At 67.6% G+C, this 23988-nt stretch carries 28 protein-coding genes and 4 tRNA genes; 14 read left to right on the top strand and 18 right to left on the bottom strand.

Features of this window, described 5'->3' with window-relative positions:
- Positions 1–44 precede the first annotated feature (44 nt).
- The 3 genes from dusB to ACZ50N_RS22055 form a co-directional block, all read right to left on the bottom strand.
- Entirely contained in the window at positions 45–1178 is a 1134-nt protein-coding gene (gene dusB, locus ACZ50N_RS22065) for a tRNA dihydrouridine synthase DusB (protein ID WP_046362323.1), read from the bottom strand.
- Between the two features lie 29 nt (positions 1179–1207).
- Positions 1208–2215 carry an acyl-ACP desaturase gene (locus tag ACZ50N_RS22060; protein ID WP_046362280.1) on the bottom strand — a complete coding sequence of 336 codons (1008 nt, stop codon included), beginning with the start codon at positions 2213–2215 and terminating at the stop codon, positions 1208–1210.
- A gap of 105 nt (positions 2216–2320) precedes the next feature.
- Positions 2321–2902: a TetR/AcrR family transcriptional regulator gene (locus tag ACZ50N_RS22055; RefSeq protein WP_046362281.1), complete on the bottom strand. Its 582-nt coding sequence runs from the start codon at positions 2900–2902 to the stop codon at positions 2321–2323.
- Between the two features lie 58 nt (positions 2903–2960).
- On the opposite strand from ACZ50N_RS22055, the gene ACZ50N_RS22050 reads away from it, so the two are divergent.
- Entirely contained in the window at positions 2961–3974 is a 1014-nt protein-coding gene (locus ACZ50N_RS22050) for an oxygenase MpaB family protein (protein ID WP_464473774.1), read from the top strand.
- Between the two features lie 19 nt (positions 3975–3993).
- Positions 3994–4644, top strand: a complete 651-nt coding sequence (locus tag ACZ50N_RS22045; RefSeq protein ID WP_133414745.1) for a L,D-transpeptidase family protein — start codon at positions 3994–3996, stop codon at positions 4642–4644.
- On the opposite strand, the gene ACZ50N_RS22040 is transcribed toward ACZ50N_RS22045, so the two are convergent.
- Positions 4610–4936 carry a hypothetical protein gene (locus tag ACZ50N_RS22040; RefSeq protein ID WP_133414746.1) on the bottom strand — a complete coding sequence of 109 codons (327 nt, stop codon included), beginning with the start codon at positions 4934–4936 and terminating at the stop codon, positions 4610–4612. The genes ACZ50N_RS22045 and ACZ50N_RS22040 overlap by 35 nt on opposite strands.
- Positions 4937–5012: 76 nt before the next feature.
- Here ACZ50N_RS22040 and ACZ50N_RS22035 point away from each other — a divergent pair, with 76 nt between their 5' ends.
- A complete protein-coding gene (locus ACZ50N_RS22035) occupies positions 5013–5924 on the top strand; it encodes a serine/threonine-protein kinase (RefSeq protein ID WP_046362284.1) in 912 nt (303 codons plus the stop codon).
- A gap of 15 nt (positions 5925–5939) precedes the next feature.
- Here ACZ50N_RS22035 and ACZ50N_RS22030 read toward each other — a convergent pair.
- A tRNA-Lys gene (locus ACZ50N_RS22030) sits at positions 5940–6015 on the bottom strand.
- Between the two features lie 125 nt (positions 6016–6140).
- Between ACZ50N_RS22030 and ACZ50N_RS22025 the strand changes: the two genes are divergently transcribed.
- From ACZ50N_RS22025 to ACZ50N_RS22005, 5 genes are all read left to right on the top strand, one after another.
- A tRNA-Glu gene (locus tag ACZ50N_RS22025) sits at positions 6141–6213 on the top strand.
- A 34-nt stretch (positions 6214–6247) separates the two neighbouring features.
- Positions 6248–6324: transfer RNA gene (locus ACZ50N_RS22020), tRNA-Asp, on the top strand.
- A gap of 38 nt (positions 6325–6362) precedes the next feature.
- Positions 6363–6439: transfer RNA gene (locus ACZ50N_RS22015), tRNA-Phe, on the top strand.
- Positions 6439–7008 (top strand): chorismate mutase, encoded by a 570-nt coding sequence (locus ACZ50N_RS22010; protein ID WP_048423833.1) that lies wholly within the window; start codon positions 6439–6441, stop codon positions 7006–7008. Before ACZ50N_RS22015 ends, ACZ50N_RS22010 begins: the two co-directional genes overlap by 1 nt.
- Before the next feature lies 1 nt (position 7009).
- Positions 7010–7603 carry a TetR/AcrR family transcriptional regulator gene (locus ACZ50N_RS22005; protein WP_048423832.1) on the top strand — a complete coding sequence of 198 codons (594 nt, stop codon included), beginning with the start codon at positions 7010–7012 and terminating at the stop codon, positions 7601–7603.
- Here the strand turns inward: ACZ50N_RS22005 and ACZ50N_RS22000 are convergent.
- Positions 7576–8361: an MBL fold metallo-hydrolase gene (locus ACZ50N_RS22000; protein WP_464473773.1), complete on the bottom strand. Its 786-nt coding sequence runs from the start codon at positions 8359–8361 to the stop codon at positions 7576–7578. The two genes, ACZ50N_RS22005 and ACZ50N_RS22000, sit on opposite strands and share 28 nt — an antisense overlap.
- Positions 8362–8495: 134 nt before the next feature.
- Here ACZ50N_RS22000 and ACZ50N_RS21995 point away from each other — a divergent pair, with 134 nt between their 5' ends.
- Positions 8496–9101: a TetR/AcrR family transcriptional regulator gene (locus ACZ50N_RS21995; RefSeq protein ID WP_046362302.1), complete on the top strand. Its 606-nt coding sequence runs from the start codon at positions 8496–8498 to the stop codon at positions 9099–9101.
- A 54-nt stretch (positions 9102–9155) separates the two neighbouring features.
- Positions 9156–10715 (top strand): phytoene desaturase family protein, encoded by a 1560-nt coding sequence (locus ACZ50N_RS21990; protein WP_464473772.1) that lies wholly within the window; start codon positions 9156–9158, stop codon positions 10713–10715.
- A gap of 1 nt (position 10716) precedes the next feature.
- On the opposite strand, the gene ACZ50N_RS21985 is transcribed toward ACZ50N_RS21990, so the two are convergent.
- Positions 10717–10863 carry a hypothetical protein gene (locus tag ACZ50N_RS21985; RefSeq protein WP_198529184.1) on the bottom strand — a complete coding sequence of 49 codons (147 nt, stop codon included), beginning with the start codon at positions 10861–10863 and terminating at the stop codon, positions 10717–10719.
- 32 nt (positions 10864–10895) lie between these two features.
- Positions 10896–11249 (bottom strand): UBP-type zinc finger domain-containing protein, encoded by a 354-nt coding sequence (locus tag ACZ50N_RS21980; protein ID WP_464473771.1) that lies wholly within the window; start codon positions 11247–11249, stop codon positions 10896–10898.
- Between the two features lie 71 nt (positions 11250–11320).
- On the opposite strand from ACZ50N_RS21980, the gene ACZ50N_RS21975 reads away from it, so the two are divergent.
- Complete coding sequence (locus ACZ50N_RS21975; protein WP_464473770.1) at positions 11321–11761, top strand: SRPBCC family protein; 441 nt, start codon at positions 11321–11323, stop codon at positions 11759–11761.
- Here the strand turns inward: ACZ50N_RS21975 and ACZ50N_RS21970 are convergent.
- Complete coding sequence (locus ACZ50N_RS21970) at positions 11758–12750, bottom strand: cation diffusion facilitator family transporter (RefSeq protein ID WP_082133163.1); 993 nt, start codon at positions 12748–12750, stop codon at positions 11758–11760. The two genes, ACZ50N_RS21975 and ACZ50N_RS21970, sit on opposite strands and share 4 nt — an antisense overlap.
- A gap of 124 nt (positions 12751–12874) precedes the next feature.
- Between ACZ50N_RS21970 and ACZ50N_RS21965 the strand changes: the two genes are divergently transcribed.
- Together ACZ50N_RS21965 and ACZ50N_RS21960 are read left to right on the top strand one after the other, a co-directional pair.
- The gene (locus tag ACZ50N_RS21965) at positions 12875–13315 is read left to right on the top strand and encodes an SRPBCC family protein (RefSeq protein ID WP_046362306.1); all 441 of its coding nucleotides are present in this window, start codon (positions 12875–12877) and stop codon (positions 13313–13315) included.
- Between the two features lie 67 nt (positions 13316–13382).
- Complete coding sequence (locus tag ACZ50N_RS21960) at positions 13383–14294, top strand: TIGR03564 family F420-dependent LLM class oxidoreductase (protein ID WP_464473769.1); 912 nt, start codon at positions 13383–13385, stop codon at positions 14292–14294.
- On the opposite strand, the gene ACZ50N_RS21955 is transcribed toward ACZ50N_RS21960, so the two are convergent.
- Positions 14277–15452, bottom strand: a complete 1176-nt coding sequence (locus ACZ50N_RS21955; RefSeq protein WP_464473768.1) for a pyridoxal phosphate-dependent aminotransferase — start codon at positions 15450–15452, stop codon at positions 14277–14279. The two genes, ACZ50N_RS21960 and ACZ50N_RS21955, sit on opposite strands and share 18 nt — an antisense overlap.
- A 93-nt stretch (positions 15453–15545) precedes the next feature.
- Positions 15546–16460 carry a DUF5996 family protein gene (locus ACZ50N_RS21950; protein ID WP_046362308.1) on the bottom strand — a complete coding sequence of 305 codons (915 nt, stop codon included), beginning with the start codon at positions 16458–16460 and terminating at the stop codon, positions 15546–15548.
- Between the two features lie 62 nt (positions 16461–16522).
- On the opposite strand from ACZ50N_RS21950, the gene ACZ50N_RS21945 reads away from it, so the two are divergent.
- Positions 16523–17629: an alkene reductase gene (locus ACZ50N_RS21945; RefSeq protein WP_073682113.1), complete on the top strand. Its 1107-nt coding sequence runs from the start codon at positions 16523–16525 to the stop codon at positions 17627–17629.
- Between the two features lie 20 nt (positions 17630–17649).
- Here ACZ50N_RS21945 and ACZ50N_RS21940 read toward each other — a convergent pair whose 3' ends face one another.
- From ACZ50N_RS21940 to urtA, 7 genes are read right to left on the bottom strand one after another with little or no spacing between them, the layout of a single operon-like run.
- Positions 17650–18303, bottom strand: coding sequence for an urease accessory protein UreF (locus ACZ50N_RS21940; RefSeq protein WP_464473767.1), 654 nt, complete (start codon positions 18301–18303; stop codon positions 17650–17652).
- A gap of 25 nt (positions 18304–18328) precedes the next feature.
- Complete coding sequence (locus ACZ50N_RS21935; RefSeq protein ID WP_046362331.1) at positions 18329–18820, bottom strand: urease accessory protein UreE; 492 nt, start codon at positions 18818–18820, stop codon at positions 18329–18331.
- Positions 18817–19644: an urease accessory protein UreD gene (locus ACZ50N_RS21930; RefSeq protein WP_073682115.1), complete on the bottom strand. Its 828-nt coding sequence runs from the start codon at positions 19642–19644 to the stop codon at positions 18817–18819. The genes ACZ50N_RS21935 and ACZ50N_RS21930 overlap by 4 nt, the downstream gene beginning before the upstream one ends.
- Positions 19641–20333, bottom strand: coding sequence for an urease accessory protein UreG (gene ureG, locus ACZ50N_RS21925; protein ID WP_413783384.1), 693 nt, complete (start codon positions 20331–20333; stop codon positions 19641–19643). Before ureG ends, ACZ50N_RS21930 begins: the two co-directional genes overlap by 4 nt.
- Positions 20276–21991 carry an urease subunit alpha gene (gene ureC, locus ACZ50N_RS21920; protein WP_048423823.1) on the bottom strand — a complete coding sequence of 572 codons (1716 nt, stop codon included), beginning with the start codon at positions 21989–21991 and terminating at the stop codon, positions 20276–20278. Before ureC ends, ureG begins: the two co-directional genes overlap by 58 nt.
- 1 nt (position 21992) lies before the next feature.
- Positions 21993–22700 (bottom strand): urease subunit beta, encoded by a 708-nt coding sequence (locus ACZ50N_RS21915; protein ID WP_048423822.1) that lies wholly within the window; start codon positions 22698–22700, stop codon positions 21993–21995.
- Between the two features lie 4 nt (positions 22701–22704).
- Positions 22705–23946 (bottom strand): urea ABC transporter substrate-binding protein, encoded by a 1242-nt coding sequence (gene urtA, locus ACZ50N_RS21910; RefSeq protein ID WP_464473766.1) that lies wholly within the window; start codon positions 23944–23946, stop codon positions 22705–22707.
- Positions 23947–23988: the final 42 nt, after the last annotated feature.

Genomic DNA, 23988 nt, shown 5'->3' with positions numbered 1-23988 from the left:
AGCCGACGATCGATATCCACTCGAGACACATGTCAAAGAGGCGGTCAGCCGCCCGAATGCATGACGTCGGCGCCGACCGGCACCGCGCAGTCGTCGGGATCGTCGAGCCAGTTCTCCGGCAGCGACACCGACGCCGCCGACCCCTGGCGCCCGCGCGGCCCGTTGGCGGCATCCGGGAAGGGCACGTCGGCATCGAGTTCGCCGAGCAAATCGTCGAGCTCGGAGATCGTCTTCACCAGCGCCAATGACCGCCGCAGATCCGCTCCGGCCGGGAAGCCGTGCAGGTACCAGGCCACGTGTTTGCGCATGTCGCGCATCCCTTTGTCCTCTCCGAAGTGCGCAGCGAGCAGCTCGCCGTGTCGACGAATGATGGACGCGACCTCACCCAGGGTGGGCGGGGTGGCCGGTGTCTCGCCGTTGAAGGCGGCGGAGAGTTCGGCGAACAGCCACGGCCGCCCCAGGCAGCCCCGGCCGATCACGACGCCGTCGCAGCCCGTCGCGGCCATCATGGCCAGCGCGTCTCGAGCGTCGAAGATATCACCGTTTCCGAGCACTGGAATCCCGCTGACGTGCGCCTTGAGCGCCGCGATCTGCTCCCAGTCGGCGGTGCCCGAGTACCGCTGCGCGGCCGTGCGCGCGTGCAGTGCGACCGCGGCGGCGCCTTCCTCAGCGGCGATCCGCCCGGCGTCGAGGTGGGTGTGGTGCTCGTCGTCGATGCCGACGCGGAACTTGACGGTGACCGGGATGTCGGTGCCCTCGGTCGCTTTCACCGCGGCGGCGACGATCTGACCGAACAGGCGACGCTTGTACGGCAGGGCGGCGCCACCGCCCCGACGTGTCACCTTCGGTACGGGACAACCGAAGTTCATGTCGATGTGGTCGGCCAGGTTCTCGTCGACGATCATCTTGGCCGCCGCATAGGTGTTGACGGGGTCGACGGTGTAGAGCTGCAGCGATCGCGGCGATTCTTCGGGCGCGAACGTGGTCATGTGCATCGTGACCGGATGCCGCTCGACCAACGCGCGCGCGGTCACCATCTCGCAGACGTAGAGGCCGCTGACAGTGCCCGCGCGGGCGAGTTCGAGTTCGCGGCACAGCGTGCGGAAGGCAACGTTGGTGACCCCGGCCATCGGAGCGAGGACGACGGGGCTGGCAAGCTCGAACGGCCCGATCCGCAGGGACCGGGCCGTTCGGGACGAGTTGGGTGCTACGACGTCGATGATCCCACCAGCTGGTTCTTGGCAGCCTTCTTCTCCGCCATCTGACGCAGCCGCTCTTCACGACGCTGCTTGGCGACCTCGAACTTGTCGACGGCCTCCTGCAGTTCCTCGACCAGCAGGCCGAGGTCATCGCGCATCTTGGCGCTCTCGCCGTTGAAGTCCTCGCGCTCGAAGATGCGCCACTTCTTGAGCACGGGCATCACGATGTCCTCGAGGTGGATGCGCGGATCGTAGACACCGCCGGAGGCGATGGTGACCGCGCGCCGCCGGAAGTCTGGGATCGTGTATCCGGGCATCTTGAAGTTGCGCAGCACCTTGTGCAGCGACTTCATCGCCTGGTCGGGCGCGATCTCGAAGCCGGCCTCGGACACGTCCCGGTAGAAGATCATGTGCAGGTTCTCGTCGGCCGAGACGCGCTGCAGCAGCTGATCGGCGATCGGGTCGTCACACGCCTTGCCGGTGTTGCGGTGCGAGACGCGGGTGGCGAGCTCCTGGAACGTCACGTAGATGACCGAGTCGAACAGGCTCTCGGCGAACAGTTCGAGGCCACCCTGCTGGTTCTGGCCGGGGGAGAAGCCGCGGGTCATCTGCTCGACACGCAGCATCTCCAGCTCGACGGGGTCGACGTTGCGGGTGACGACGAGGTAGTCGCGCAGCGCGATGCCGTGCCGGTTCTCCTCAGCGGTCCACCGGTTGACCCAGAAGCCCCACGGGCCGTCCATGCTGAAATTCATCGCGATCTCGCGGTGGTAGGACGGCAGGTTGTCCTCGGTCAGCAGGTTGGTCAGCATCGCGACCCGCGCCACCTCGGAGAGCTTCGACTGCTCGATGTCCCAGTCCTGGCCGCCGAGGGCGTAGTAGTTCTTGCCGTCGGACCACGGGATGAAGTCGTGGGGATTCCAGTCCTTCTTCATCTTCATGTGCCGATTGACCAGGGGCTCGACAACGGGCTCCAGTTCGGTCAAAAGCTGCAGATCAGTCAGATCCTTGGCCATGACACCTCCGATATCTGTACCTCGTAGTTGCAGTCAATATATCTGTGTATGCCGGTGACATTCAAGTAGCCGCGCCGGATGTCACACCCTCTCGGCTGCGCCGATTCAGCGCGAAGCGCCGTGCAGCAGCAGCTCGGCGCAGTGGTCGATGAACTGCTCGCGGGTCGCAGAGAGCCGGCCGTCCAGGTACGCGGTGAACAATGCAGTGAGTGCCCCGATGAGCCCGGTGGCAACCATGGCCTGGGTCGTGGGGTCGGTGATGCGGGTCAGGTTGTGCTGCAGCAACTCGATGAAATTCGGCATCCAGCGTGCTCCCGAGCGGGCCAGCACCGGCTCGGCCTCGGGCGCGAGCAGCAGCAGGCGGCCGCGGGCCGGATCGTCGACCATCATCGCGACGAACCGCTCGACCGCATCGCGCATGCTCTCCGACTTCGCCAAGGACGCCATCGCGGCGCTGCCCACCTCGTCGTAGATCGCGGCGACGTAGTCGTCGCGGTCGGTGAAGCTCTCGTAGAAGTAGCGCTCGGTCAAACCCGCGGCGCGGCATGCGGCACGGACCGTGAGGTTCGGGCCGCCCGGGCTGCCGAGCAGCTCGATCCCGGCGGTGATCAGATCGTCGCGGCGCAGGGCTGGGCGGTCCCGCACGGGGACGCCGGACCACCTGCCCCGTCGTTGACCGGACGACACAGTCCTCCTAGACTCCGTTTTGACAACGTATGTAGTCAGAATTGGGGTAGCGCGAACAGTGACTCAAGATACGTCCGCCACATGCCCGGTGACCAGCGAGTCCGGCGCCGACACCGCGGTCGGCGCCGGCTGTCCGGTGACCGGCGGCTACGACGACGTGCCCACCGCCCTGGGTCCCGACTCGCTGACATGGAAGTACTTCGGACAGTGGACCGGCATGCTGCAGGGCCCGTGGGCGGGTTCGATGCAGAACATGCACCCGCAGCTCGGCGCGGCGGTGCAGCAGCATTCGATCTTCTTCCTCGAGCGGATGCCCCGGCTGTTCCGGTCGGTCTATCCCATCGGCGGAGTGGTGTTCGATGGCGACCGGGCGCCGCGCACCGGAGCGCAGGTCCGCGACTATCACATCGGCATCAAGGGCGTCGACGACCAGGGCCGGCGTTACAGCGCGCTGAATCCCGACGTCTTCTACTGGGCGCACGCCACCTTCTTCAAATCCACTCTGCTGGCGGCCGAATGGGTCGGCGGCGGACTGACCGACGCGCAGAAGCGGCAGCTGTTCGACGAGCATGTGACGTGGTACCGCATGTACGGGATGAGCATGCGGCCGGTACCCGCCACCTGGGAGGACTTCGAGCGGTACTGGGATCACATGTGCCGCAACGTACTCGAGGACAACTGGGCCGCGCGCGAGGTGATGGACCTCTCCACGATGCCGAAACACCCGTCGCTCGACTGGCTTCCGGACTGGTTGTGGCAGCTCAACATCGCCGTGATGCAGCGCTTCTTCAACTTCGCCACCGTCGGTCTCTACGACCCGCCGGTGCGTGAGCTCATGGGCTATTCGTGGTCGCCCCGGCAGGAGCGGTTACACGCGCTCTTCGGTCGGGCGGTGTACCTGACCACCCGCCTGATGCCCCGGCGGATGCTGATGCATCCGCGCAAACGTTCGGCATGGGACCGGGCGCACGGCCGCCTGCCTGCCGACGCGCCGCTGGTGGAAACCCCGGCGCGTAACCTGCCGCCGGTCGAATACCGCGACGACCCGCACTTCTACTGTCCGAAGGTCTGACACGCGTAGTTTCGACTCTGTGCTGGGCAAACTGACCGTCGCGCCACTGCTGATGATCCTCGCGGCCGGCGCCACCGGCAGCGCCGCCGCCGAACCCGGGGGCGACGCGTCGGCGCAGCGCATCGTGGTCAGTGCGCCGGAGCCGGATTCGCCGGTCGGCGAACTCACGACCTACGAACGCGTCGACGGCCGCTGGCGGGTGGTGCTGGGCCCGACCCCGGCAGATCTCGGCCGGCTCGGGGTGGGCGCCCCGGCCGACGACGTGTTCCGGACCCCGGTGGGCACGTTCCCGCTGGGGCAGGCGTTCGGGCGTAGCGACAACCCCGGCACCCGCATGCCGTATTTCGTCGCGACCGACGAGGACTGGTGGGACGAGGACGTGGATTCGCCGACCTACAACACCCACGTGCACGCTGCGGAGATCGACTCCGAGGACGCGGAGAACCTCTACGACTCCGGGGAGATCTACGACTACGCGGTGCTGATCGACCACAATCCGGAGCGGGTTCCGGGCCGCTCCGCGGGGATCTTCCTGCACGTGACCGACGGCGAACCGACGTGGGGATGCGTCGCGATCGGGCGCGATCAGATGCGGTCGGTGCTGCAGTGGCTCGATCCGGCGCAGCACCCGGAGATCACCATCGGGGTCGGGCTGACGGGGCCTGCGTGACATAGGCGCCGACGGACCAGGCGGCAGGTGGGAAGCGGCCGTAGATGCCGTGCGGGTCGCCTGCCAACGTCAGCTGGTGTTCGTAGTCGGCGCGGGCGCGTAGTCCGGCGTCGCGGATGACGGCTGCCCGTCTGCGGCGGCGGATCGTGAGGGCGACGGCCGCTGCGGTGACGATGATCACCGCCGGGTACCAGCCGAGCCACAACCACCAGAGCGCCACAGCGGCAGCCGTCGCCGTGAGCACGGGATGGCGCCGGTACCAGTGACGTCGGGGTGATCGTGAGCTGAGCATCGACGACGATCCTACGAGGGGCTCGCCGCGGCCGCGTCAGGTTTGCAACGGGGCCGTTGCGGCTAGCTTGGAGAGCATGCACGCGCCGGAGGTTCTGGGCGGTCGCTACGAGCTACGAGGCATTCTCGGCCGTGGTGGCATGGCCGAGGTGCGTGACGCCTGGGACTTGCGGCTCGGCCGGCCCGTGGCGGTCAAACTGCTGTATCCGTCGGTGAGCGAGCAGCCCGACACCCGCCGCCGCTTCGCCACCGAGGCGCGCGCCGCCGCAGTCGTGGCACACCCCCACGTCGTCGCGGTGCACGACACCGGAATCCACCGCGGCAGGCACTACATCGTGCTCGAACGTCTACCGGGCCGCAGTGTGGCCGATGCGCTGGCGCGTGGTGGCCCGATGCCGGCGCAGCACGTGCGGGGCGTGCTGCGCGACGTGCTGGACGCGCTGGGCGCCGCCCACGCCCGCGGCGTCCTGCACCGCGACATCAAACCGGCCAACCTGCTCTACACGTGGTTCGGCACCGTGAAGGTCGCCGACTTCGGGGTGGCCAAGAGCGCTGACAGTCCACAGACGCTGACGAACCGCGTCTTCGGGACGATGGCGTACCTGCCGGCCGACCGCATCGCCGGCCGGCCCGCGGTACCCAGTGACGATCTCTACGCGCTCGGCGTGGTGGCCTACGAGGCACTGACCGGCCGCCGGGCGTATCCCCAAGAGAGTCTGACCGGGTTGGCCGATGCGATCGCGGCCGGCGCGGTGACACCGCTGTCGGTGCTGCGGTCTGACCTCGATCCGGCGCTGGTGGCCACCGTGGAGCGCGCGATGTCACCGGATCCTCGGTGGCGCTTTGCGACGGCCGAGCAGATGCGGGCGTGTCTGGACGGGCAGGCCGTCGGGATGAGCGGGGCGCCGCAGCGCGCCGTCGCGGTGCTGGCCGGGGTGGCGGCGGTGCTCGCCGTGCTGGTCGCGGCCATCGTGATGATCACGGTGTGAGCTGCGAGTTCGTGCTGGTGCCCCCACCAGGGCTCGAACCTGGGACCTGCGGATTAAAAGTCCGTAGCTCTACCGACTGAGCTATAGGGGCGTGGCGTGTGTGCCTGCAAAAGGATACTGCGGGGGTGGCCGTTTGAGGATTCGGGTGTCGGTACCCTAAGCTATCGAAGCTCCCAACGAACGTTGTTGCGAGTGCCCCGGAGGAATTCGGACTTGGCCCCCATCGTCTAGTGGCCTAGGACGCCGCCCTTTCACGGCGGTAGCACGGGTTCGAATCCCGTTGGGGGTACACGCAACGCGAGTTGTCGGGTTGCACACAGTAAGGCCCTGTGGCGCAGTTGGTTAGCGCGCCGCCCTGTCACGGCGGAGGTCGCGGGTTCGAGTCCCGTCAGGGTCGCCATATTGGCGAGGTTCGTCGGCGTGAGTCGGTGGCCTTCCGGCCAGGTAGCTCAGTTGGTACGAGCGTCCGCCTGAAAAGCGGAAGGTCGCCGGTTCGATCCCGGCCCTGGCCACCATGAACATCCGTGGTGCAGTCGCAGCGGTCGCCGCCGGTCTGGCGGTGACCCTCGTCCCTGGCATCCCGCCTGTTGCGTCGGCGCAACCCACCTACACCGTGACCGATCTCGTCGACGCCGCGGTGCGCCGCCTGCAGATCGCCGAGCCCGTCGCGGCCAACAAGTTCCACACCCGCACCCCGATCGTCGATGCCGCACGCGAGCAGCAGGTGCTCGATGCGGTCGCGGGTCAGGCCCGGGACTTCCAGATCGACCCCGCCTACGTGCAGACCGCATTCCGCGACCAGCTCGACGCCACGGTGGGCATCGAGTACCAGCGGCTGGCGCAGTGGACGTTCGATCCGGCCGCCGCACCGGCCGATGCGCCCGATCTGGCCTCGTCGCGGGACATCATCGACGCGCTCAACCGCGAGATGGTGACGCTGATGGCCGAGGAGTGGGGGAAGCTGCACTCCCCGCAGTGCCCCGCCGAGCTCGATGCCGCGAAGTCATCGGTGGCGACGTCGCGTGGCCTCGATCCGCTCTACCGGCAGGCACTGGATCTCGCCACCCGCAACTACTGCCGCTGACATGAGCGACTTCCGCCAGCGCCTGCTCGACGGCCTGGAAGCCTCGATCGCCGAGCAGGGCTATGCCAAGACCACGGTCGCCGAGATCGTGCGCCGGGCCAGGACGTCGCGGCGCACGTTCTACGAGCACTTCACCAGCCGCGACGAGTGCTTCGTCGCGCTGCTCACCGAGGCCAACGCCGATCAGATCCAGCAGATCCGCGCGGCCGTCGATCCCGCAGCGCCATGGCAGAAGCAGGTCCGCCAGGCCATCGAGGCGTGGATCGCCTCCGCTGAGGCGCGATCGGCGTTGATGCTCAGTTGGATTCGTGACGTACCGGCGCTGGGCAGCGCGGCACGGGGGTTGCAGCGTGACGCGCTGGACCACTTCATCGACATGGTCGACGCGCTGAGTGATAGCGCCGAATTCCGTTCGGCCGGCATCGGTCCCGTGCCCCGGCGGCGCATCGTCATGCTGCTCGGCGGGCTGAGGGAGCTGACCGCGATCACCGTCGAGGAGGGCGGGCGGCTCAGCGATGTCACCGACGAGGCAGTGGAGGCGTCCATCGCCCTGGTGGGCTTCCGGGATCAGCGCGACGCTCTGGCCTGCTCGTAGAGCGTCGGATCGTGCGAGCACACGATCATCAGGTCGGGTTCGTCGCGGCGGTGTAGCTCGACGAGCCGGGAGTGGTTGTCCACCAACTGTTTCCGATTTTCCGCAACAGCTCGCTCGAACGCCGTCAGCGCGGGCACCCGCGGGTTCTCGTCGAGTGTGCCGGACTGGAAGAACGCATCCCCGGCGTGCAGTATCCAGCGGTCGCCGGCGTCGACAGCCACGCACGCATGCCCGCGAGTGTGGCCGGGCAAGGAGATGAACACGAATCCGGGGCCGATCGCCGTGAGCTCCCTGGCGGCGGCGAACCCCCGCCACGCCTCGCCTGTGATGTCGTACTCGACCAGGTGAGGGCCGTGTGCCCACTGCTCGGCGCGGTATCGGATCCGGTCGGGCAGCGCGGGCGAGCGCATCGCCTGATCCACCTCGGCCGCGGTGACGTGGACCTGGGCGTCGGGGAAGTCGGCCAGCCCGCCGATGTGATCGGCGTCGAAATGCGTGGTGATGATGTGCCGCACGTCGGTGCGGTGGAAGCCGAGCGCCTCGACCTGACGCACAGCTGATTCGGCCACGTCGAAGGACGGCCGGAAGAAGTATCGCCGAAAAGGGCCGAAGCGGGCCGGGCGCATGCAGTCCTGCGTGCCGAACCCCGTGTCGACGAGCACCAGCCCGTTGTCCGCCTCGACCAGCAGCACATGGCACACGAGACTGCCCGCCCCCCAGGGCCGCATCGAGCCGCAGTTCACATGATGGACCTTCACCAGCCGTCGCCCCCGCGTCGTCAGCAATGTCAAATTTTCACACTGTCGTCACACCCTAACCTGTGCGCACCACTGGGCAATGGCAGCAGTTGTGCTCGGGCCGCGGCGGGTCGCGGGTGCGGTACGTTACCGAGATGGTCCGCCCTGCCCAGACGGCGCGCAGCGAGCGCACCCGGGAGGCGCTCCGCCAGGCCGCGGCCGTCCGTTTCCTGGCCCAGGGAGTCGAGGAGACGTCGGCCGAGCAGATCGCCGCCGATGCGGGTGTCTCGTTGCGGACGTTCTATCGGCACTTCTCGTCGAAACACGATCTGCTCTTCGCCGACTACGACGCGGGCCTGCACTGGTTCCGCGCGGCGCTGTCCGCGCGATCCCCGGACGAACCGATCATCGAGTCGGTGCAATGCGCCATTTCGGCTGCCCCGTACGACGATTCGGCTGTCACCCGGATCGCTGCGATGCGCAGCCAGGACCTCGATCCCGGTCGGATCGTGCGGCACATCCGGCAGGTGGAGGCGGACTTCGCCGAGGCCATCGAGGAGCGGATGGCCGCCAAGGATCCGCCCGCGCCCGGCACCGAAGAGCGCATGCGCATCACGGTGACGGCGCGCTGCATCGCCGCGGCGGTGTTCGGCGCGATGGAGGTCTGGATGCTGGGGGAGGACCGTTCGCTGCCCGAGTTGGACAGGCTGTGCCGTCAGGCGTTGGCACTGCTTCAGGACGGGGTCGGCAACCCCAGCTGATCCCAGGTTTCGTCAATATTGACAAAACCTGACGGTGCGTGTCAGCCTCGGTCGATGACGGATTTCGACGCGATCGTCGTCGGCGCGGGCCACAACGGGCTGACTGCCGCCGCCCTGCTGCAACGCGCCGGCCTGCGCACACTGTGTCTGGAAGCCAAGCTCTACCCCGGCGGCATGGCCTCGACAGTCGAGCTCTTCGACGGCTTCCGGTTCGAGATCGCCGGTTCGGTGCAGGTGCCCACCTCAGCCGTGGTCAGTGAGGCGCTGGGGCTCGATGCCCTGCCCACGGTCGATCTCGACGTGATGAGCGTGCAACTGCGGGGCATCGGCGACGACCCGGTCATCTACTACACCGACCCGATGGCATTGCTGACCCACCTCAACGAGGTGCACGGCGCCGAGGCCGTCAACGGTATGGCCGGCCTGATGGCGTGGTGCCAGGCGCCGATGCGCGCCCTGGGTCGCTTCGACGCAGCCCGTCCGCCGAAGACGCTCGACGAGATGTATGCCTGTGCCACAAACGAATTCGAGCGCCAGGCGATCAGCGACATCCTTTTCGGGTCGGTCAGCGACGTGCTGGACCGCCACCTGCCCGACCGGGAGAAGCACGGTGCGTTGCGCGGCATGCTCGCCTTCCTGGCCGTGAACACCACTTTTCGCGGTCCCGAGACACCCGGCAGCGCTGCCGCTCTGGCGTTCGGGCTGGCGGTACCCGACGAGAATGCCACGTTGATCAAGAAGTTCCGGGGTGGCATGGGCGCGGTCACCGACCATCTGCTGACCTTGTTCACCGATGCGGGCGGTGAACTCCGGTTGCGCAGCAAGGTTGCCGAGGTGCTTACCGCCGACGGCCGCGTGGGCGGGGTCCGGCTGGAGGCCGGCTCGACCTTCACCGCTCCGGTCGTCGTCTCCACCCTGGCCCCCGACCTGACGGTCAACGGTCTGCTGGATCACGCCGTGGTACCCGCCGACATCAAAGAACGCTACGCCCGCATCGACCACCGTGGCAGTTATCTCCAGATGCATTTCGCCCTCGACGGACCGCTGAAGTTCGCGGCTCCCTACGAGCAGCTCGACGACCCCGAATACCAGTCGGCCATCGGCATTTTCAGCACCCCCGAGGAACTTCAGCGGCAGTGGGAGGACGCGAAACGGGGGATCGTCCCCGCGGATCCGGCGATCGCACTGCAGGTCCCCTCGGCCAACGATCCGAGCCTGGCGCCGCCGGGCAAGCATGCGGTGTCAGCGTTCTCGCTGTGGTTCCCGCTCGGCGACGAGACCGCGAGCTACGGCGACCGCAAGGCAGAGATGGGGCGGCGGGTGATCGAGAAGATCACGCGACTGGTTCCCGATTTCGAGAAGCTGATCCTCCGCCACACGACGTTCACCCCCAAACACATGGGCACGATGTTCGGCGCGCCCGGCGGGGACTACTGTCACGGACTGATCCACCCGGAACAGATGGGTCCGAACCGGCCAGGGCCCAAAGGTCATGTCGGTCAACCGCTTCCGGTCGACGGTCTCTACCTCGCCGGGGCCGGCTGCCATGGCGGGCCCGGTATCACCTTCATCCCGGGATACAACGCCGCCCAGGAGGTGCTGTCGGCGGTGTGACCTAGGTGGCCGGGCCGTCTGAGGTCGCGCCGCCCTCGTCGGACCAGTCGGCCCCTTCGTCGGAACCCTTGGACGGATCGCTCATCACGTCGTCGTCGGCATCGTCGGCGCCGGAATCGGTGTCAGTGGTGCGGGGATCTGTGCTCACCAGGCAGGACTACCCGGCTGCGGGAATTCCATTCACTCGCGACGCGCCTGCAGCTGAGCCATCCAGTCCGCGGGCACCCGCCCCCGCGGACCCGGCACCGTCTCGTCGACCGGTCGGCTCTGCGGCGCGGCGAGCTCCGGTCCGTCGTAGTACGCCTCGGTCGAATAGTCCCAGAACCAGTCCTCGCCCGGCTCGAACGAGCGGATGATCGGGTGGCCGCTCGCGCGCCAGTGGGCGGCTGCATGCCGCTGCGGCGAGTCGTCACAGCAGCCGATGTGACCGCACGCGGCGCACCGACGCAGATGCACCCACCAGCCGCCCGCGGCATCGCACTCGACGCAACCGGTACCGCTCGGAGGCGCCGCGGGGTCGATGCCACTGCTCACGTCGACGAGCCTACGGACCTCCTCGGAGGATCTCGATACGAACGGCACCTCCCGTGCTCTATGGTTCCGCCATGGCCACGAAGGATTCTCGCGAAGTCGTCATCGAAGCAACGCCGGAACAGATCCTCGACGTCATCGCCGATGTCGAGGCGACCCCGACGTGGTCGCCGCAGTACGAGAAGGCCGAGGTGTTGGAGCGGTTCGACAACGGCAGGCCCAAGCAGGTCAAGATGACCGTCAAGGCCGCCGGACTGACCGACGAGCAGGTCATCGAATACACCTGGGATGAGCAGAAAGTCAGCTGGACGCTGGTGAAGGCCGGCCAGATCAAGGCACAGGACGCCAGCTACACGCTGACCCCGGAGGGCGACAAGACCCGCGTGCGTTTCGACATCGCGCTCGACCTGTCGGTGCCGCTGCCCGGCTTCATCGTCAAGCGCACCATCAAGGGCGGCGTCGAAACGGCCACCGAGGGCCTGCGCAAGCAGGTGCTCAAAATCATCAAAGGTTAGGCGAGCCGGTCGAGCGCATCGGGCTCGGCGATCGTCAGCACGGCGTCGACGATGTTCGGCTCGGCTTGCAACCTGTTCTCCAGGTCGCGCAGGGTATCGGCGATCCGCGACTCCACGGCATCACCCACGAGGTCGACGCTGGCCACCAGGAACAGCTGCTTGGGTCCGACGAACACCAGCCGGATGAAGCGCACGGAAGCCACCTCCGGCATCCGCTCCAGCTGGGCGATCGCAGCCTGACGCAGTTGTGGGCTGGCTGATTCACCGACCAGGAAGCGTCGATTGCGGTCGATCAGGATCACCGCGACCACGCCGAGCAGCAGGCCCACCAGGATGGAGCCGATCGCGTCCCAGATCGCATCGCCGGTGAGCTGGTGCAGGCCGATGCCGAGCAGCGCTATCACGATGCCGATCAGTGCCGCGGTGTCCTCGGCGAACACCGCGCGGGTGGTGGGGTCGGAGGTGTCGAGCACATGGGAGAGCAGTTCCCGGTCGTATTCGTCGGCCTCGGAGCGCAGTTGCCGGAATGCCTGCAGCAGTGAGGAACCCTCGAGGACGAACGCAACGCCGAGCACGATGTAGGCCACCAGATAGTTCTCCGGGCCCGACTCGCCGTGGATGATCTCGGTGATGCCGTGCCAGACCGACACCGTCCCGCCGACGACGAAGAGCCCCACCGCGGCGAGCAGCGACCAGACGTAGGCTTCGCGGCCGTAGCCCAGTGGCCGCTCGCTGTCCGGCGGACGGGCACTGCGCCGGTTGGCGACGATCAAGAAGCACTGGTTCGCGGTGTCGGCCCAGGAGTGAGTGGCCTCGGCCGTCATCGACGCCGATCCGGAGATGACGGCGGCGACGGTCTTGGCGACGGCGACGGCGAAGTTCGCGGCGAGCGCGACGACCACCGTCAGCGTGCTCTCACCACCGCTGGACGATTCGAGCTGTGCCTCGGAGGACGCAGGGTCGGGCCCAGAGTTGGACACAGCGCTCATGGCTGCGTGACTTCCCCGCCGCCGAAGTGCACAAACGTGGCGGCCCGCGCCAAATTAAGAACCGTCATAAAATTAGCTGGGCATTACCCTGCGTCTGTTCGGAACCACCGTTATCCTTTGCCGCATGGCTGTCCGTGCTTCCAGTGAGGTGGTGATCGAGGCGCCGCCGGAGGTCATCCTCGACGCGCTGGCCGACATCGAGGCGGTCGCATCCTGGTCGTCGTTGCACAAGGCCGCCGAGGTCGTCGACCGCCACCCCGATGGCCGGCCGCACCACGTCAAGGCGACGGTCAAGATCATGGGGATGAGCGACAAGGAGCTCCTGGAGTACCACTGGGGCGACGACTGGGTGGTGTGGGATGCCCAACGCACGTCACGGCAGCGCTGTCAGCACGGCGAGTACAACCTGGTGCAGGAGGGGGAGGAGCGCACCCGGGTCCGCTTCGACCTGATCCTCGATCTCGCCGCGCCGTACCCGGCATTCCTGGTCAAGCGCGCCAAGCGGATGGTGCTCGACGTCGCGCTGGAGAACCTGCGGCAGCGGGTGATGGCCGGCACTCGCTGAGCCGCAACCTCTGGCGTCACCGTGAGTTCTTCGGAATCGGCGGGCCGTTGCGCTGGTTGCCTCCCGTGTGACCACTGGAGTAGTGCTATTCGCGCGGCCCGACACAAGCAATGCCGTGGACGACATCGTCGAGCAGGCGCGCCGCGCCCATCACCTCGGCACACGGGGCGTCTGGGTCGCCCAGCAGTTCGACCACGATGCCATCGCGCTGTCCGGCCTCGTCGGTGCCGCGGTCCCCGGGCTCGGGGTGGGCACCTCGGTGGTGCCGTTCAACCCGCGCCATCCCCTGACGGTGGCCTCCCAGGCGCAGACCGCACAGGCCGCCGCGCACGGCAACTTCAGTCTCGGACTCGGTCTCGGCGCTCATGAGCCCGAGCGGATCGCCTACGGCACGTCATGGCCGAACACCATCGCGCGGTTGCGTGAGTACCTCACGATTCTGCGATCGGTCTTCCACGCCGGCGGCGTCGACTTCCACGGCGAGCAGTACACGGCGGCCCCGGAGTGGCCGACCACGCTGGCGGGCGGCACCCCGGTGCCCGTCTACGTGGCGGCGATGGGCCCGAAGGCTCTGACGGCAACGGGTGAACTCGCCGACGGCACCCTGCCGTATCTGGCCGGCCCCCGGACCATCGCGGAGTTCATCGAGCCGACGATCGGCCGGGCCGCCGCCGAAGCCGGACGCTCACGACCGCGCATCATCGCGTTCGTGCCGGCGCAGGTCACCTCGGACGTCGACGCCGCCCGGGACGCAGCCGACGAGCAGCTCGCTTTCTACGCGGCCATCCCGTCGTACCAGAAGGTGATCGCACGTGAAGGCATTGCCAATCTGTCGGAGCTCACCGCGATCGGCGACGAGGAAACGGTGCTGCGGTCGTTGCGGCGCTACCTCGACGCAGGTGCCACCGACGTGGTGCTCAGCCCGTTGAACCGGGACCAGCCCGACGAGAGGCTGTGGGAGCTAGCCGCGTCGCTCTAACGTCCCGAGTCTGCGGATCGCCTCGTCCAGGGTCTGCTCCCGCTTGCAGAATGCGAAGCGCACCAGCGGATTCCAGTCGCCGGCGTGCGGCGCCGCGGGGTCGCAGAACGCCGACATCGGAACGGCCGCCACCCCCACCCGCTCGATCAACTCGGTGCAGAACGCCCGCCCGTCGTCGAAGCCGAGGGGGCGCGGGTCGGCGGTCAGGAAGTAGGTTCCGACGCTGTCGTACACGTCGAAGCCGATGTCGCGCAGCGCGGCGGCCAGCCGGTCGCGCCGTGATTCGAACGAACGGCACAGTGCGTCCACCCACTCGTCTCCGGTGTCGAGCGCTGCGGCGACGGCAGGCTGGAACGGCGCCCCGCCCACGTAGGTCAGGTACTGCTTGGCCGCCCGCAGCCCCGCGATCAGGTGGCGCGGCCCGCAGGCCCAGCCGATCTTCCAGCCCGTGACGTTGAACATCTTGCCGGCGCTGGAGATCGTGATCGTGCGCTCGGCCATGCCCGGGTAGCCCGCCAGCGGACGGTGGCGGTGCCCGTCGAAGGTGAGGTGCTCGTACACCTCATCGGTGATCACCAGCAGGTCGGCCTCGACGGCGAATTCGGCGAGGGTCCGCAGTTCGTCGTCGCCGGCCACCGAACCGGTCGGGTTGTGCGGCGAATTCACGATGATGGCAGCAGTTTTCGGGGTGACGGCCGCGCGGAGCGCCGCCACGTCGATGGTGAAGCGCCCGCCGTCGCGGCGCATCGGTACCGCCCGCCGGTGGCATCCGGCCATCGCGATGACGGGGGAGTAGGAGTCGTAGAACGGTTCGATGAGCAGGATCTCCGAGCCGGGCTCGACGAGCCCGAGCACCGCGGCGGCGATCGCCTCCGTGGCGCCGGCGGTCACCAGGACCTCTGTGTCGGGGTCATAGGAAACTCCGTACCGGCGTTCGCGCTGCGCGGCGATCGCCTGGCGCAACGGCGCGATGCCCAGGCCGGGCGGGTACTGATTCACCCCATCGGCGATCGCCTGCTGGGCGGTCGCGAGCATGTCCGGCGGACCGGCCTCGTCCGGGAACCCCTGACCGAGGTTGACCGCGTCGAGTTCGGCGGCACGCGCCGACATCTCGGCGAAGATCGTCACCGCGTAGGGGCGCAGCCGGCCAACAGTCATGCCCACGAGGCTAGTTGCCGCCCTCCGCGACTGTGCGAACTCATCCGCTTCGCTCGGCCAGTCGGGTATGACATCGCACAGTCGCGAGCGCCGTCAGAGGTGCTTCGGCGGGCGTACCGGCTGCTCGGGCCACGCGGCGAGGTCGGCCGCTGCGGCGGCTGTCGCGTCGAGGAATCGGCGCAGCAGCCCGTCGGGATCGTCAGATGTCCGGACAGTGCGGTAGGGCAGCACGAACTCGCCCAGGCCGGTGTCGAACGATGCGCCCTCGACGCCGAGATCGGCCGTGTCGTAGCCGTCAGGCTGCGGGTAGGCGTAGGCGTAGAAGACACCTTCTTCCGCGCCGCCCGGCCAGTAGCCGGCGCTGGCCACCTCGGCGTTGTAGGCCTCGGTCATCACCCAGTCCGGGCAGTTCGGCACGCCACCCGGGTGCGGCGGCGCCTGTCGGCCCGAGAAACGAGTCACGGCCAGGTCGAAGGCACCCCAGAAGAAGTGCACGGGGCTGCTCTTGCCGGTGAAGTCCGCGCGGTAGTCGGTCATCACGCGGTCGGCGCTCACCAGTGAGGTGAAGAAGTCGGTCACCGCGGCCGCGTCGTAGCTGGCGTGCTCGGTGTCCTCGGCGAAGGGGGTGGCGTGCTGCAGCTCCACAGGAGTCGGGCTGATCGGCACGTCGATGCCGAGCTCGTCGAGGTGGCCGCGGAACTCGGCGTGGAAGTCGGCCACACTGCGCGGCTGCAGCGCCATGGTGCGCGACCTCCCGTCGGTCACCCGGATGCGCAGCACATGCTCGACGAAGTCGAAGCTGACATCGAAAGCCGTTCCCTGCCAACGCATCAGCGAGGTGGTCAAGCCGCGGGCGTCGACGTAGAACACCGAGTTCCACCAGTGGTTGACCGTCGGCGTGGCCGCCAACTTCACCTTGCCGACGATCTGGGTCCACAGATGGACCGTGTCTCGAGTGTCCTGCCAGTCCGCCACTACCAGCGCCGGCCAGCCGTTCGCGTGTGTCATGTGACCATCATCGACGACGGTTGGCGGGAATGGATCCGACTCCGCTCGCGCTGTAGAGCAGCATGACGTTCACTCTCGGCGCGGACGCGGCGCTGCGCAAGCCCCTTCAGATCGGTGCCCTCTCGACCGAGAACCGGCTCTTCATGGCGCCGCTGACCAGGTCGCGGGCCGATGCCGACGGCACGCCGTCAGCACTGGCTGCGGAGTATTACGCGCAGCGGGCGCAGGCCGGCCTGATCATCAGCGAGGCCACCGCGGTCTGCGAGCAGGCCAACGGCGCGTACATGAACACGCCGGGCATCTACACCGATCGCCAGCAGGACCGCTGGGCCGACATCGCGTCGGCGGTGCACCGCGCGGGCGGCAAGATGTTCGTGCAGCTCTGGCATGTGGGCCGGATGGCGCATCCGGAGATCAGCGGTTTCGAAGCGGTCGCGCCGTCTCCGATCGCAGCCGACATGGTGACGCACACGCCCACCGGCAAGAAGCCGCTGCCCGTGCCGCGGGCGCTCACGGCGGACGAGATCGCTTCCATCGTCGGGCAATTCCGCTCCGCCGCTCGCCGGGCTGTGGACGCCGGCATGGATGGGGTCGAAATCCATTCCGCCAACGGATATCTGCTGCACGAGTTCCTCTCCGACGTCGTCAATCAGCGCACCGATGCCTACGGCGGCTCCCCGCAGAATCGGGCCCGCTTCGCCGCTGAGGTCGTCGAGGCCGTCGCCGACGAGATCGGCGCCGAGCGCGTCGGGCTGCGCATCTCTCCCGGGAACACCGCCGGCGACATGTCGGAGGTCGACCAGGTCAGCGCCTACGAGGCGCTGTTGTGCCGGATCAAGTCGCTCCACATCGGGTACCTGCACATCGTCGCCGAGCCGTCGTCCGAGTCTTTCGCGGCGCTGCGCACCCAGTGGGAGGGCACCCTGGTGCTGAACACCCCGCGCACGGTGGACAGCGACATCGAGACGCTGGAGAACCTGGCCAAGTGGGGCGTGATCAGTGCCGCCGCCGTCGGGCGGGCGTTCCTCGCCAATCCCGATCTGGTGACGCGCCTGGAATCGGGTGCCGAGCTCAACGAGCCCGACGTGGCGACGTTCTACGCACCCGGACCCGCGGGGTACATCGACTACCCGACGTTGGACGAATTGGCTGCGGCGCAGCCGGCGTGACCTCGCGGTCCGCGGGCAATCTAGGTGGCGAACAGCCGGGCCGTTCGGGCTTCGTGGCGCATACCGCTGATCTCCATGGTGGGCGCGGTGCTCCACACGTCGTCGATATCGCGTAGGCACGCCTGCTCGACGAGATCGGCGATCAGGGGGACGCTGCGGGCCTGAATCCGCTGACTGGCCAACGGACCGAGCCGTCCCAGCCGGACCGCTGCGCTCAACATGGAGGCCAGCTGAGTTCTCAGCGCGCCCATCACCGAGGTGCCCTGCGCAACGCCGAGCTGTGCCTGAAGGGCTCCTTCGACGACGGCGTTGTGGGCCGGCGTCGTACCTGTCAGCACCGCGTCGAGGTAGTCGGAGCTGGCGGCCAAGCCCGTGGCGTGTGCTGCCGAGGCCAGCTGTCTTCCCGTCGACGTCGACGCCGTGCGCGCGTTGTCGGACAACTTGTAGGAGTCGAGGAGCCGATCCAAGGCCAGGAGCCGCTGATCGATCGCGTGGGCTCGCCACGCCGCTGCGGCGAACGTCGCGTCCAGCGGCGCATAACTGTCGGCGAGGTAGCTCAGTACCGCGTCGGCGATGTCGTCGGGGCCGGCATCGGGCCGCTCGGTCAGCCATTCCTCCAGTCCGTGACTGTGTACCATGCGGCCCGCCGGAAATGCGCTGTCGTGCAGCTGCATCCAGAGTGCAAGCGCAATCGAGGACTCAGTGATGATGGCCGGCCCGGGTGCTCGATGACGTCCGTGACCACCCGAGGGCGGCCAACGGAACGGGTGCGACGGTACCGATGATCCCAAGTTCGGCAAGGAGTTCGGCCGCGGCCTTCTCGCTGGTGAACAGGGGGGCTGCGACGCTGCTTCCGGAGACGTCGATCGGAGCGTGCTGGTTTCCCAGGAGATAACCCAGCAAGAGCATCCGGCGCGCGCCGTCGGAGTCGGCGTGGTCGTCGAATCGGGCGGTGACGGCCGGTTCAGCGGGCCGGCGCACCACCACGATGGATGTCCCGTCATCGGCGATCACCGCGCCGTCTCGCAGGAAGGACCCGCGCGGCAATGTAATGCGGATCTGCTGCCCGGTGTCGGTGGTCACCACCTGGCGGTGCTTGCCGGCATCCCCCCACCCGATGTCGACATGGTGGCGCATGCGGCCGTCGAACCGGGCGTCATCGGCATCGCCGAGGTCGGTCACCGCGTTCACGCCGCCCGCCTGGGCAGGGGCGTCGATGCGGGTGACCTCGACCAGGCACGGCACGCAGCGAACAGCCGCTCGCGGACACCGGTCAGCACCGGGGCGTGCGGCGCCCCCACGCGCGCGACGACTCCGATATCGGCGGGCAGAGTGCTCGCGCCGCCGCGGCAGTCGCCGAGCGCCCGTCTGATGTCCTGCAACAGCGTGCCGGCCGGACGGCCCGGAGCCACAGCGACGAACGTGGCGAGATAGTCGTCCTCGATCAACGGTCCGCCTCTGCCGTCGAGCGGCTCTACGACCTGCCTGTCGCGGGCAACTGGGCTGCCGTCGACGCTGATGACGAACGCACTGTCGTAGCGCGCGAAGCCGAACCGCTCGCCGTGGGCGATCCGTCCGGCAGCGACGGCCTCCCATCCGAGATAGAGACCACCGGTGGCGACGTCGACCCGGAGCTGTTGAGAGAACGTGGAATCGGCGTGCGGGATCACGGTACCGGGGCGGTACTCCAGGTGCGCCTCAGCCTCGACGGTGAACGTCAGGCGGTGCTGTGCGCCCGGTCCGTCACCGGCGAAAACCTGGGTGGCCGCCTGGGTGACCAGGTGCAGTTCGGTACCGGTGTCGCACCGCACCGCGGTCGCCAGTGCGTCGTCGGAAAAGGTTCCCCCGCTGGGGCTTTGCACGCACAATGTCGCCGCTCCCGGTCGGTCCGGATCGCAGTTCAGTGGTGTGGTGACCCGCTGCGGATACCGCTGATGCAGTCGTCGTGCCCGGGTTCGTCCTGCGGTGTCCGCGACGACGTGCACGTCGAGGGTGCCGGGGCGGATCGTCGTCATCTCGTCCCCGCGGTCAGCATCGCGCCCTCGATGACGTGCTCGGTCAGCTGGGCAAGTCCCTGACCGGAGTTCAGATCGGTGAACACGGTGGGCTTGACGGGGCGGGCCACGGCGCAGTCCCGTCGCATCGAGTCCAGGTCGGCGCCGACCCGCGGCGCCAGATCGATCTTGTTGACGACCAGGAGGTCCGCCTGCAGCAGACCGATGCCCTTCTTCCGCGGGATGTCATCGCCCCCCGCGGTGTCGATCACGAAGATCCAGTAGTCCACCAGGTCCGAGGTGAACGTCGCGGCCAGGTTGTCGCCGCCGGATTCGATCAGGATGACGTCGAGGTCGTCGAACGTACGGCATAGCCGTTGTGCTGCAGCCAGATTAGCGGACGGATCCTCACGGATCGCCGTGTGCGGGCACGCGCCGGTCTCGACCGCCAGAACACGTTCGGGATCGATGACACCGCTGCGCCGCACCCTCTGGGCGTCCTCATCGGTGACGAGGTCATTGGTGATCACCGCGACGCTGAGACCGGCGCGGATCAGTTCCGGCACCAGGGACTCGACAAGGCGGGTCTTGCCCGATCCGACCGGTCCGCCGATACCGAGGCGTACAACATCGGCCACGTCTGAGCTCCTTGTCACTTGAGGGTGTACCGGCGGCCCAACGGCACCCGGGTCATCGGTTCGCTCACACATAGCTGACCGTCCACGATCACGCGGTAGGTGTCGGGCTCGATGGTGATGTCGGGTAGGTAATCGTTGTGCAGCAGATCCGCTTTGGTCAGAGCACGGGCGCCACGGCACGACACGAGCCGGGTGGCCAGGCCCAGACGCTCGGCCAACCCGCTCTCTGCAGCGGCGCCGGCGACGAAGTTCACCGAGACATCCGCGGGAGCGCGGCCGAACGCCGCCCACTGAGGCCGGTAGCGCAGCGGTTCGCACGTCATCAGCGATGCGTTGGCCTCGCCCATCACCGACCACGCCGGGAAGCCGCCTTTGAACACCACTTCGGGCCTGATGCCGAAGAACTTCGGTTCCCACAGCACGATGTCGGCGAGCTTGCCCGGCTCGAGGGAACCGATCTCGTGGTCGATGCCGAACAACCGGGCCGGGTTGATGGTCAGCTTGGCGATGTACCGCAGGATGCGCGCGTTGTCGGCGCCGGTGCCCTCGTCGCCGGCCAGTGACCCGCGGGTGGCCTTCATATGGGAGGCGAGTTGCCACGTGCGGGCGACCGTTTCGCCGATGCGGCCCATGCCCTGAGAGTCCGAACCCATCGCGGAGATCGCACCGAGATCGTGCAGGACGTCTTCGGCGGCGATGGTTTCCCGACGGATGCGCGATTCGGCGAACGCGACGTCCTCGGGGATGCGGGGGTTGAGGTGATGGCACACCATCACCATGTCGAGGTGTTCGTCGAAAGTGTTCAGTGTGTAGGGGTTCGTCGGATTGGTCGATGAGGGAAGGCAATACGGCTCTCCCACGACCCGCATGATGTCGGGAGCGTGGCCGCCGCCGGCGCCCTCCGCATGGTAGGTGTGGATCGGGCGGCCGCCGATCGCCGCCATGGTGTCCTCGAAGAATCCCGACTCGTTGAGGGTGTCGGTGTGGATCTGCACCTGGAGGTCGAGTTCGTCGCCGGCGTCGAGCGAGGCGCGGATCGCCGCGGGTGTGGCCCCCCAATCCTCGTGGATCTTGAAGCCGATCGCTCCGGCCAGCCCTTGCTCGATCAGTGGCGCGGTGCTCGACGCACTACCGTTGCCGATGAATCCGAAGTTCATCGGGAATCCCTCGGCGGCCCGCAACATCCGGGCGAGGTTGTTCGGTCCCGACGAGGTGATGCCGACCGTGACCGGCCCCAGTCCACCGCCGATCATCGTGGTCACACCGCTGGAGATGGCCTCCTCGACCAGACCCGCGCTGTCGAAGTGCACGTGCACATCGATGGCGCCGGCCGTCGCGATCATGCCCTCGCCCGCGCGGATATCGGTTCCGGCGCCGATCACCAGGTCGGGATCGACGCCGGCCATCGTCCTCGGGTTCCCGGATTTGCCGATCCCGGCGATACGACCGTTACGAATACCGATGTCGGCCTTACGTATTCCCAGGACTGCGTCGATGATCAGCACGTTGGTGATCACGAAATCCAACGCACCGTCGGCATTGGTGATGTCGCCGTGCACGGCCATGCCTTCGCGCATCGTCTTGCCGCCGCCGAACACGGATTCGTCACCGTAGACGGTGGCATCGTGTTCGACCTTCGCGAGCAGCTCGGTATCGGCGAGGCGGACTCGATCGCCCGTCGTGGGTCCGTAGAGCTCGGCGTAATGGCTGCGGCTGATCCGGTGACCCACCTCAGACCTCCCGGGAGGCGTCGAGGAATCCCAGGTCGCGCATGCGCACCATGAGATCGGCTGCGGGAGCCTCAGCGGTCGATGCGTTGGTCACGTCGTTCTGGCCGATCACCACGCGCTCCCCGCCATAAGTCGTCAGCGACACCTCCTGGTCCTCTCCAGGCTCGAAACGCACAGCGGTGCCCGACGGGATGTCGAGGCGCATTCCGAACGCCGCAGCTCGGTCGAAGCGCAGTGCGCGGTTCACTTCGAAGAAGTGGAAGTGTGATCCCACCTGCACGGGTCGGTCTCCGGTGTTCCCGACGACGAGGGTGATCCCGGAGCGTCCCGCGTTGAGTTCCAATTCCCCTGCGCAGGGCAGGATTTCGCCGGGTATGACGCCGACCTCGGAGGGCGACCTGTGGCCGGGGCCGATGGCATCGTGCACCGTCACCAGTTTCTGGCCGTCTGCGAAGAACGCCTCGACCTGGACTGAGCCGAGCAGAGTGGGCACCCCGGACATGACATCGTCGTCGGTCAGCACCGCGGCACCGTGCGCAGCGGCCTCGGCGACGGATGCACCGGCGCGTGCCGCTTCGACCACCTCGTCGGCGATCAGGGCACGTGCCTCGGCGTAGCTGAGGAGCAAGCCGGCCGAGCGGTGCTTGCGTGCCAGTTCGGCGGCCAGGAACAGCAGCAGCCGATCCTCGTCTTTGGGAGTCAGATGCATGGTGTCAGCCCGTGATTCCCGCGGCCCAGGGGTAGCCCTTCAGGTAGGGATCGGGTTGGATCGGGTTCGGTGACGCCCACACCTGGTAGATCAGGCCGTCCGCACCGACACGGCCGATCCGCGCGGTCTTGGTGACATGGTGGTTCTCGCCGTCGACGGTCATCGTGCCTTCGGGGGCGTCGATCGTCACACCGCCTGCTGCCGTGCGGATGTCATCGACGGCGAACGACTTTGCTTTTTCCACCGATGCCTTCCACAGATAGACGGCGGCATAGGCGGACTCCATCGGATCGGAAGTCACCCGGTCGGCGCCGAAGCGCTTCTTGAAGTCCGCGACGAATTTCGCGTTCTGGGGCGTGTCGAGGGTCTGGTAGTAGTTCCACGACGAGAGCTGACCTTCGAGGGTACGGGCGCCGATGCTGCGGACTTCTTCCTCGCCCACGCACATCGACATGACCGGCATGGCTTCCGGGGTCAGGCCGGAGTTCTGGTACTCGCGGAAGAAGGCGACCAGGGAATCGCCGACGACGACGTTGAACACCGCGTCGGCGTCCGCGGTGCGGATCTTGTTGACGATGGTCGAGAAGTCGGTGGAGCCCAGCGGCGTGTAGTCCTCACCCTTGATCTCGATGCCGTTGGCCTTGGCGTAGGCCTTGACGATGGCATTCGAGGTCCGCGGGAACACATAATCGCTGCCCACCAGGTACAGCGATGTGACGCCCTGCTCCTTGAGATAGTCGAGCGACGGAATGATCTGCTGGTTGGTGGTCGCGCCGGTGTAGAAGATGTTGGGCGAACTCTCCAGCCCCTCGTACTGCTGTCCGTAGTACAGCAGCGCGTTGTCGTCTTCGAAGACCGGCAGCATCGCCTTGCGGCTGGCGGAGGTGTAGCCACCGAAAACAGCTGCAACACAGTCGGATTGAACCAGCTTCTGAGCCTTCTCCGTGAACGTGGTTGGCTCCGATGCGCCGTCTTCGCCGATGAGCTGCAGTTGTTTGCCCAGCACCCCGCCCGAGGCGTTGACTTGTTCGACCGCCAACACGATCGCATCGCGGATCACCGACTCGCTGACCGCGAGACCGCCGGACAGGGAGTTGATCGCGCCGACTTTGACGACGTCGCCGGAGGTGTCGGCACAGCCTGCCTTTGCCTCCGAGGCATTCTCGTCACCCGCTCTGCTGCCGCACCCGGCGAGCACGGTCGCTGCGGCCGCGAGCACCGCGACGGTGCAACGGATTCTGTTCATGGGTTCGTCCCTCGGTGATGAGTTGATGTCCGCACCGCGCTG

The sequence above is a fragment of the Mycolicibacterium obuense genome (assembly GCF_055397605.1).
The sequence above is the reverse complement of the archived record's forward strand: the minus strand, read 5'-3'. Positions and strand labels throughout refer to the sequence as shown.

Excerpts from the sequence above, each read along its gene's own strand:
- ACZ50N_RS21930 (WP_073682115.1), bottom strand. The coding sequence starts at position 19,644 with ATGACGACGATCCGCCCCGGCACCCTCGACGTGCACGTCGTCGCGGAC.
- ureG (WP_413783384.1), bottom strand. The coding sequence starts at position 20,333 with ATGTGTGAGCGAACCGATGACCCGGGTGCCGTTGGGCCGCCGGTACAC.
- ACZ50N_RS22060 (WP_046362280.1), bottom strand. The coding sequence starts at position 2,215 with ATGGCCAAGGATCTGACTGATCTGCAGCTTTTGACCGAACTGGAGCCC.
- ACZ50N_RS21965 (WP_046362306.1), top strand. The coding sequence starts at position 12,875 with ATGGCTGTCCGTGCTTCCAGTGAGGTGGTGATCGAGGCGCCGCCGGAG.
- ACZ50N_RS21970 (WP_082133163.1), bottom strand. The coding sequence starts at position 12,750 with ATGAGCGCTGTGTCCAACTCTGGGCCCGACCCTGCGTCCTCCGAGGCA.
- ACZ50N_RS21975 (WP_464473770.1), top strand. The coding sequence starts at position 11,321 with ATGGCCACGAAGGATTCTCGCGAAGTCGTCATCGAAGCAACGCCGGAA.
- ACZ50N_RS21950 (WP_046362308.1), bottom strand. The coding sequence starts at position 16,460 with ATGACACACGCGAACGGCTGGCCGGCGCTGGTAGTGGCGGACTGGCAG.
- ACZ50N_RS22035 (WP_046362284.1), top strand. The coding sequence starts at position 5,013 with ATGCACGCGCCGGAGGTTCTGGGCGGTCGCTACGAGCTACGAGGCATT.
- ACZ50N_RS21915 (WP_048423822.1), bottom strand. The coding sequence starts at position 22,700 with ATGCATCTGACTCCCAAAGACGAGGATCGGCTGCTGCTGTTCCTGGCC.
- ACZ50N_RS21990 (WP_464473772.1), top strand. The coding sequence starts at position 9,156 with ATGACGGATTTCGACGCGATCGTCGTCGGCGCGGGCCACAACGGGCTG.
- ACZ50N_RS22005 (WP_048423832.1), top strand. The coding sequence starts at position 7,010 with ATGAGCGACTTCCGCCAGCGCCTGCTCGACGGCCTGGAAGCCTCGATC.
- ACZ50N_RS21940 (WP_464473767.1), bottom strand. The coding sequence starts at position 18,303 with ATGCAGCTGCACGACAGCGCATTTCCGGCGGGCCGCATGGTACACAGT.
- ACZ50N_RS21955 (WP_464473768.1), bottom strand. The coding sequence starts at position 15,452 with ATGACTGTTGGCCGGCTGCGCCCCTACGCGGTGACGATCTTCGCCGAG.
- urtA (WP_464473766.1), bottom strand. The coding sequence starts at position 23,946 with ATGAACAGAATCCGTTGCACCGTCGCGGTGCTCGCGGCCGCAGCGACC.
- ACZ50N_RS21995 (WP_046362302.1), top strand. The coding sequence starts at position 8,496 with ATGGTCCGCCCTGCCCAGACGGCGCGCAGCGAGCGCACCCGGGAGGCG.
- ACZ50N_RS22040 (WP_133414746.1), bottom strand. The coding sequence starts at position 4,936 with ATGCTCAGCTCACGATCACCCCGACGTCACTGGTACCGGCGCCATCCC.
- ACZ50N_RS22010 (WP_048423833.1), top strand. The coding sequence starts at position 6,439 with ATGAACATCCGTGGTGCAGTCGCAGCGGTCGCCGCCGGTCTGGCGGTG.
- ACZ50N_RS21945 (WP_073682113.1), top strand. The coding sequence starts at position 16,523 with ATGACGTTCACTCTCGGCGCGGACGCGGCGCTGCGCAAGCCCCTTCAG.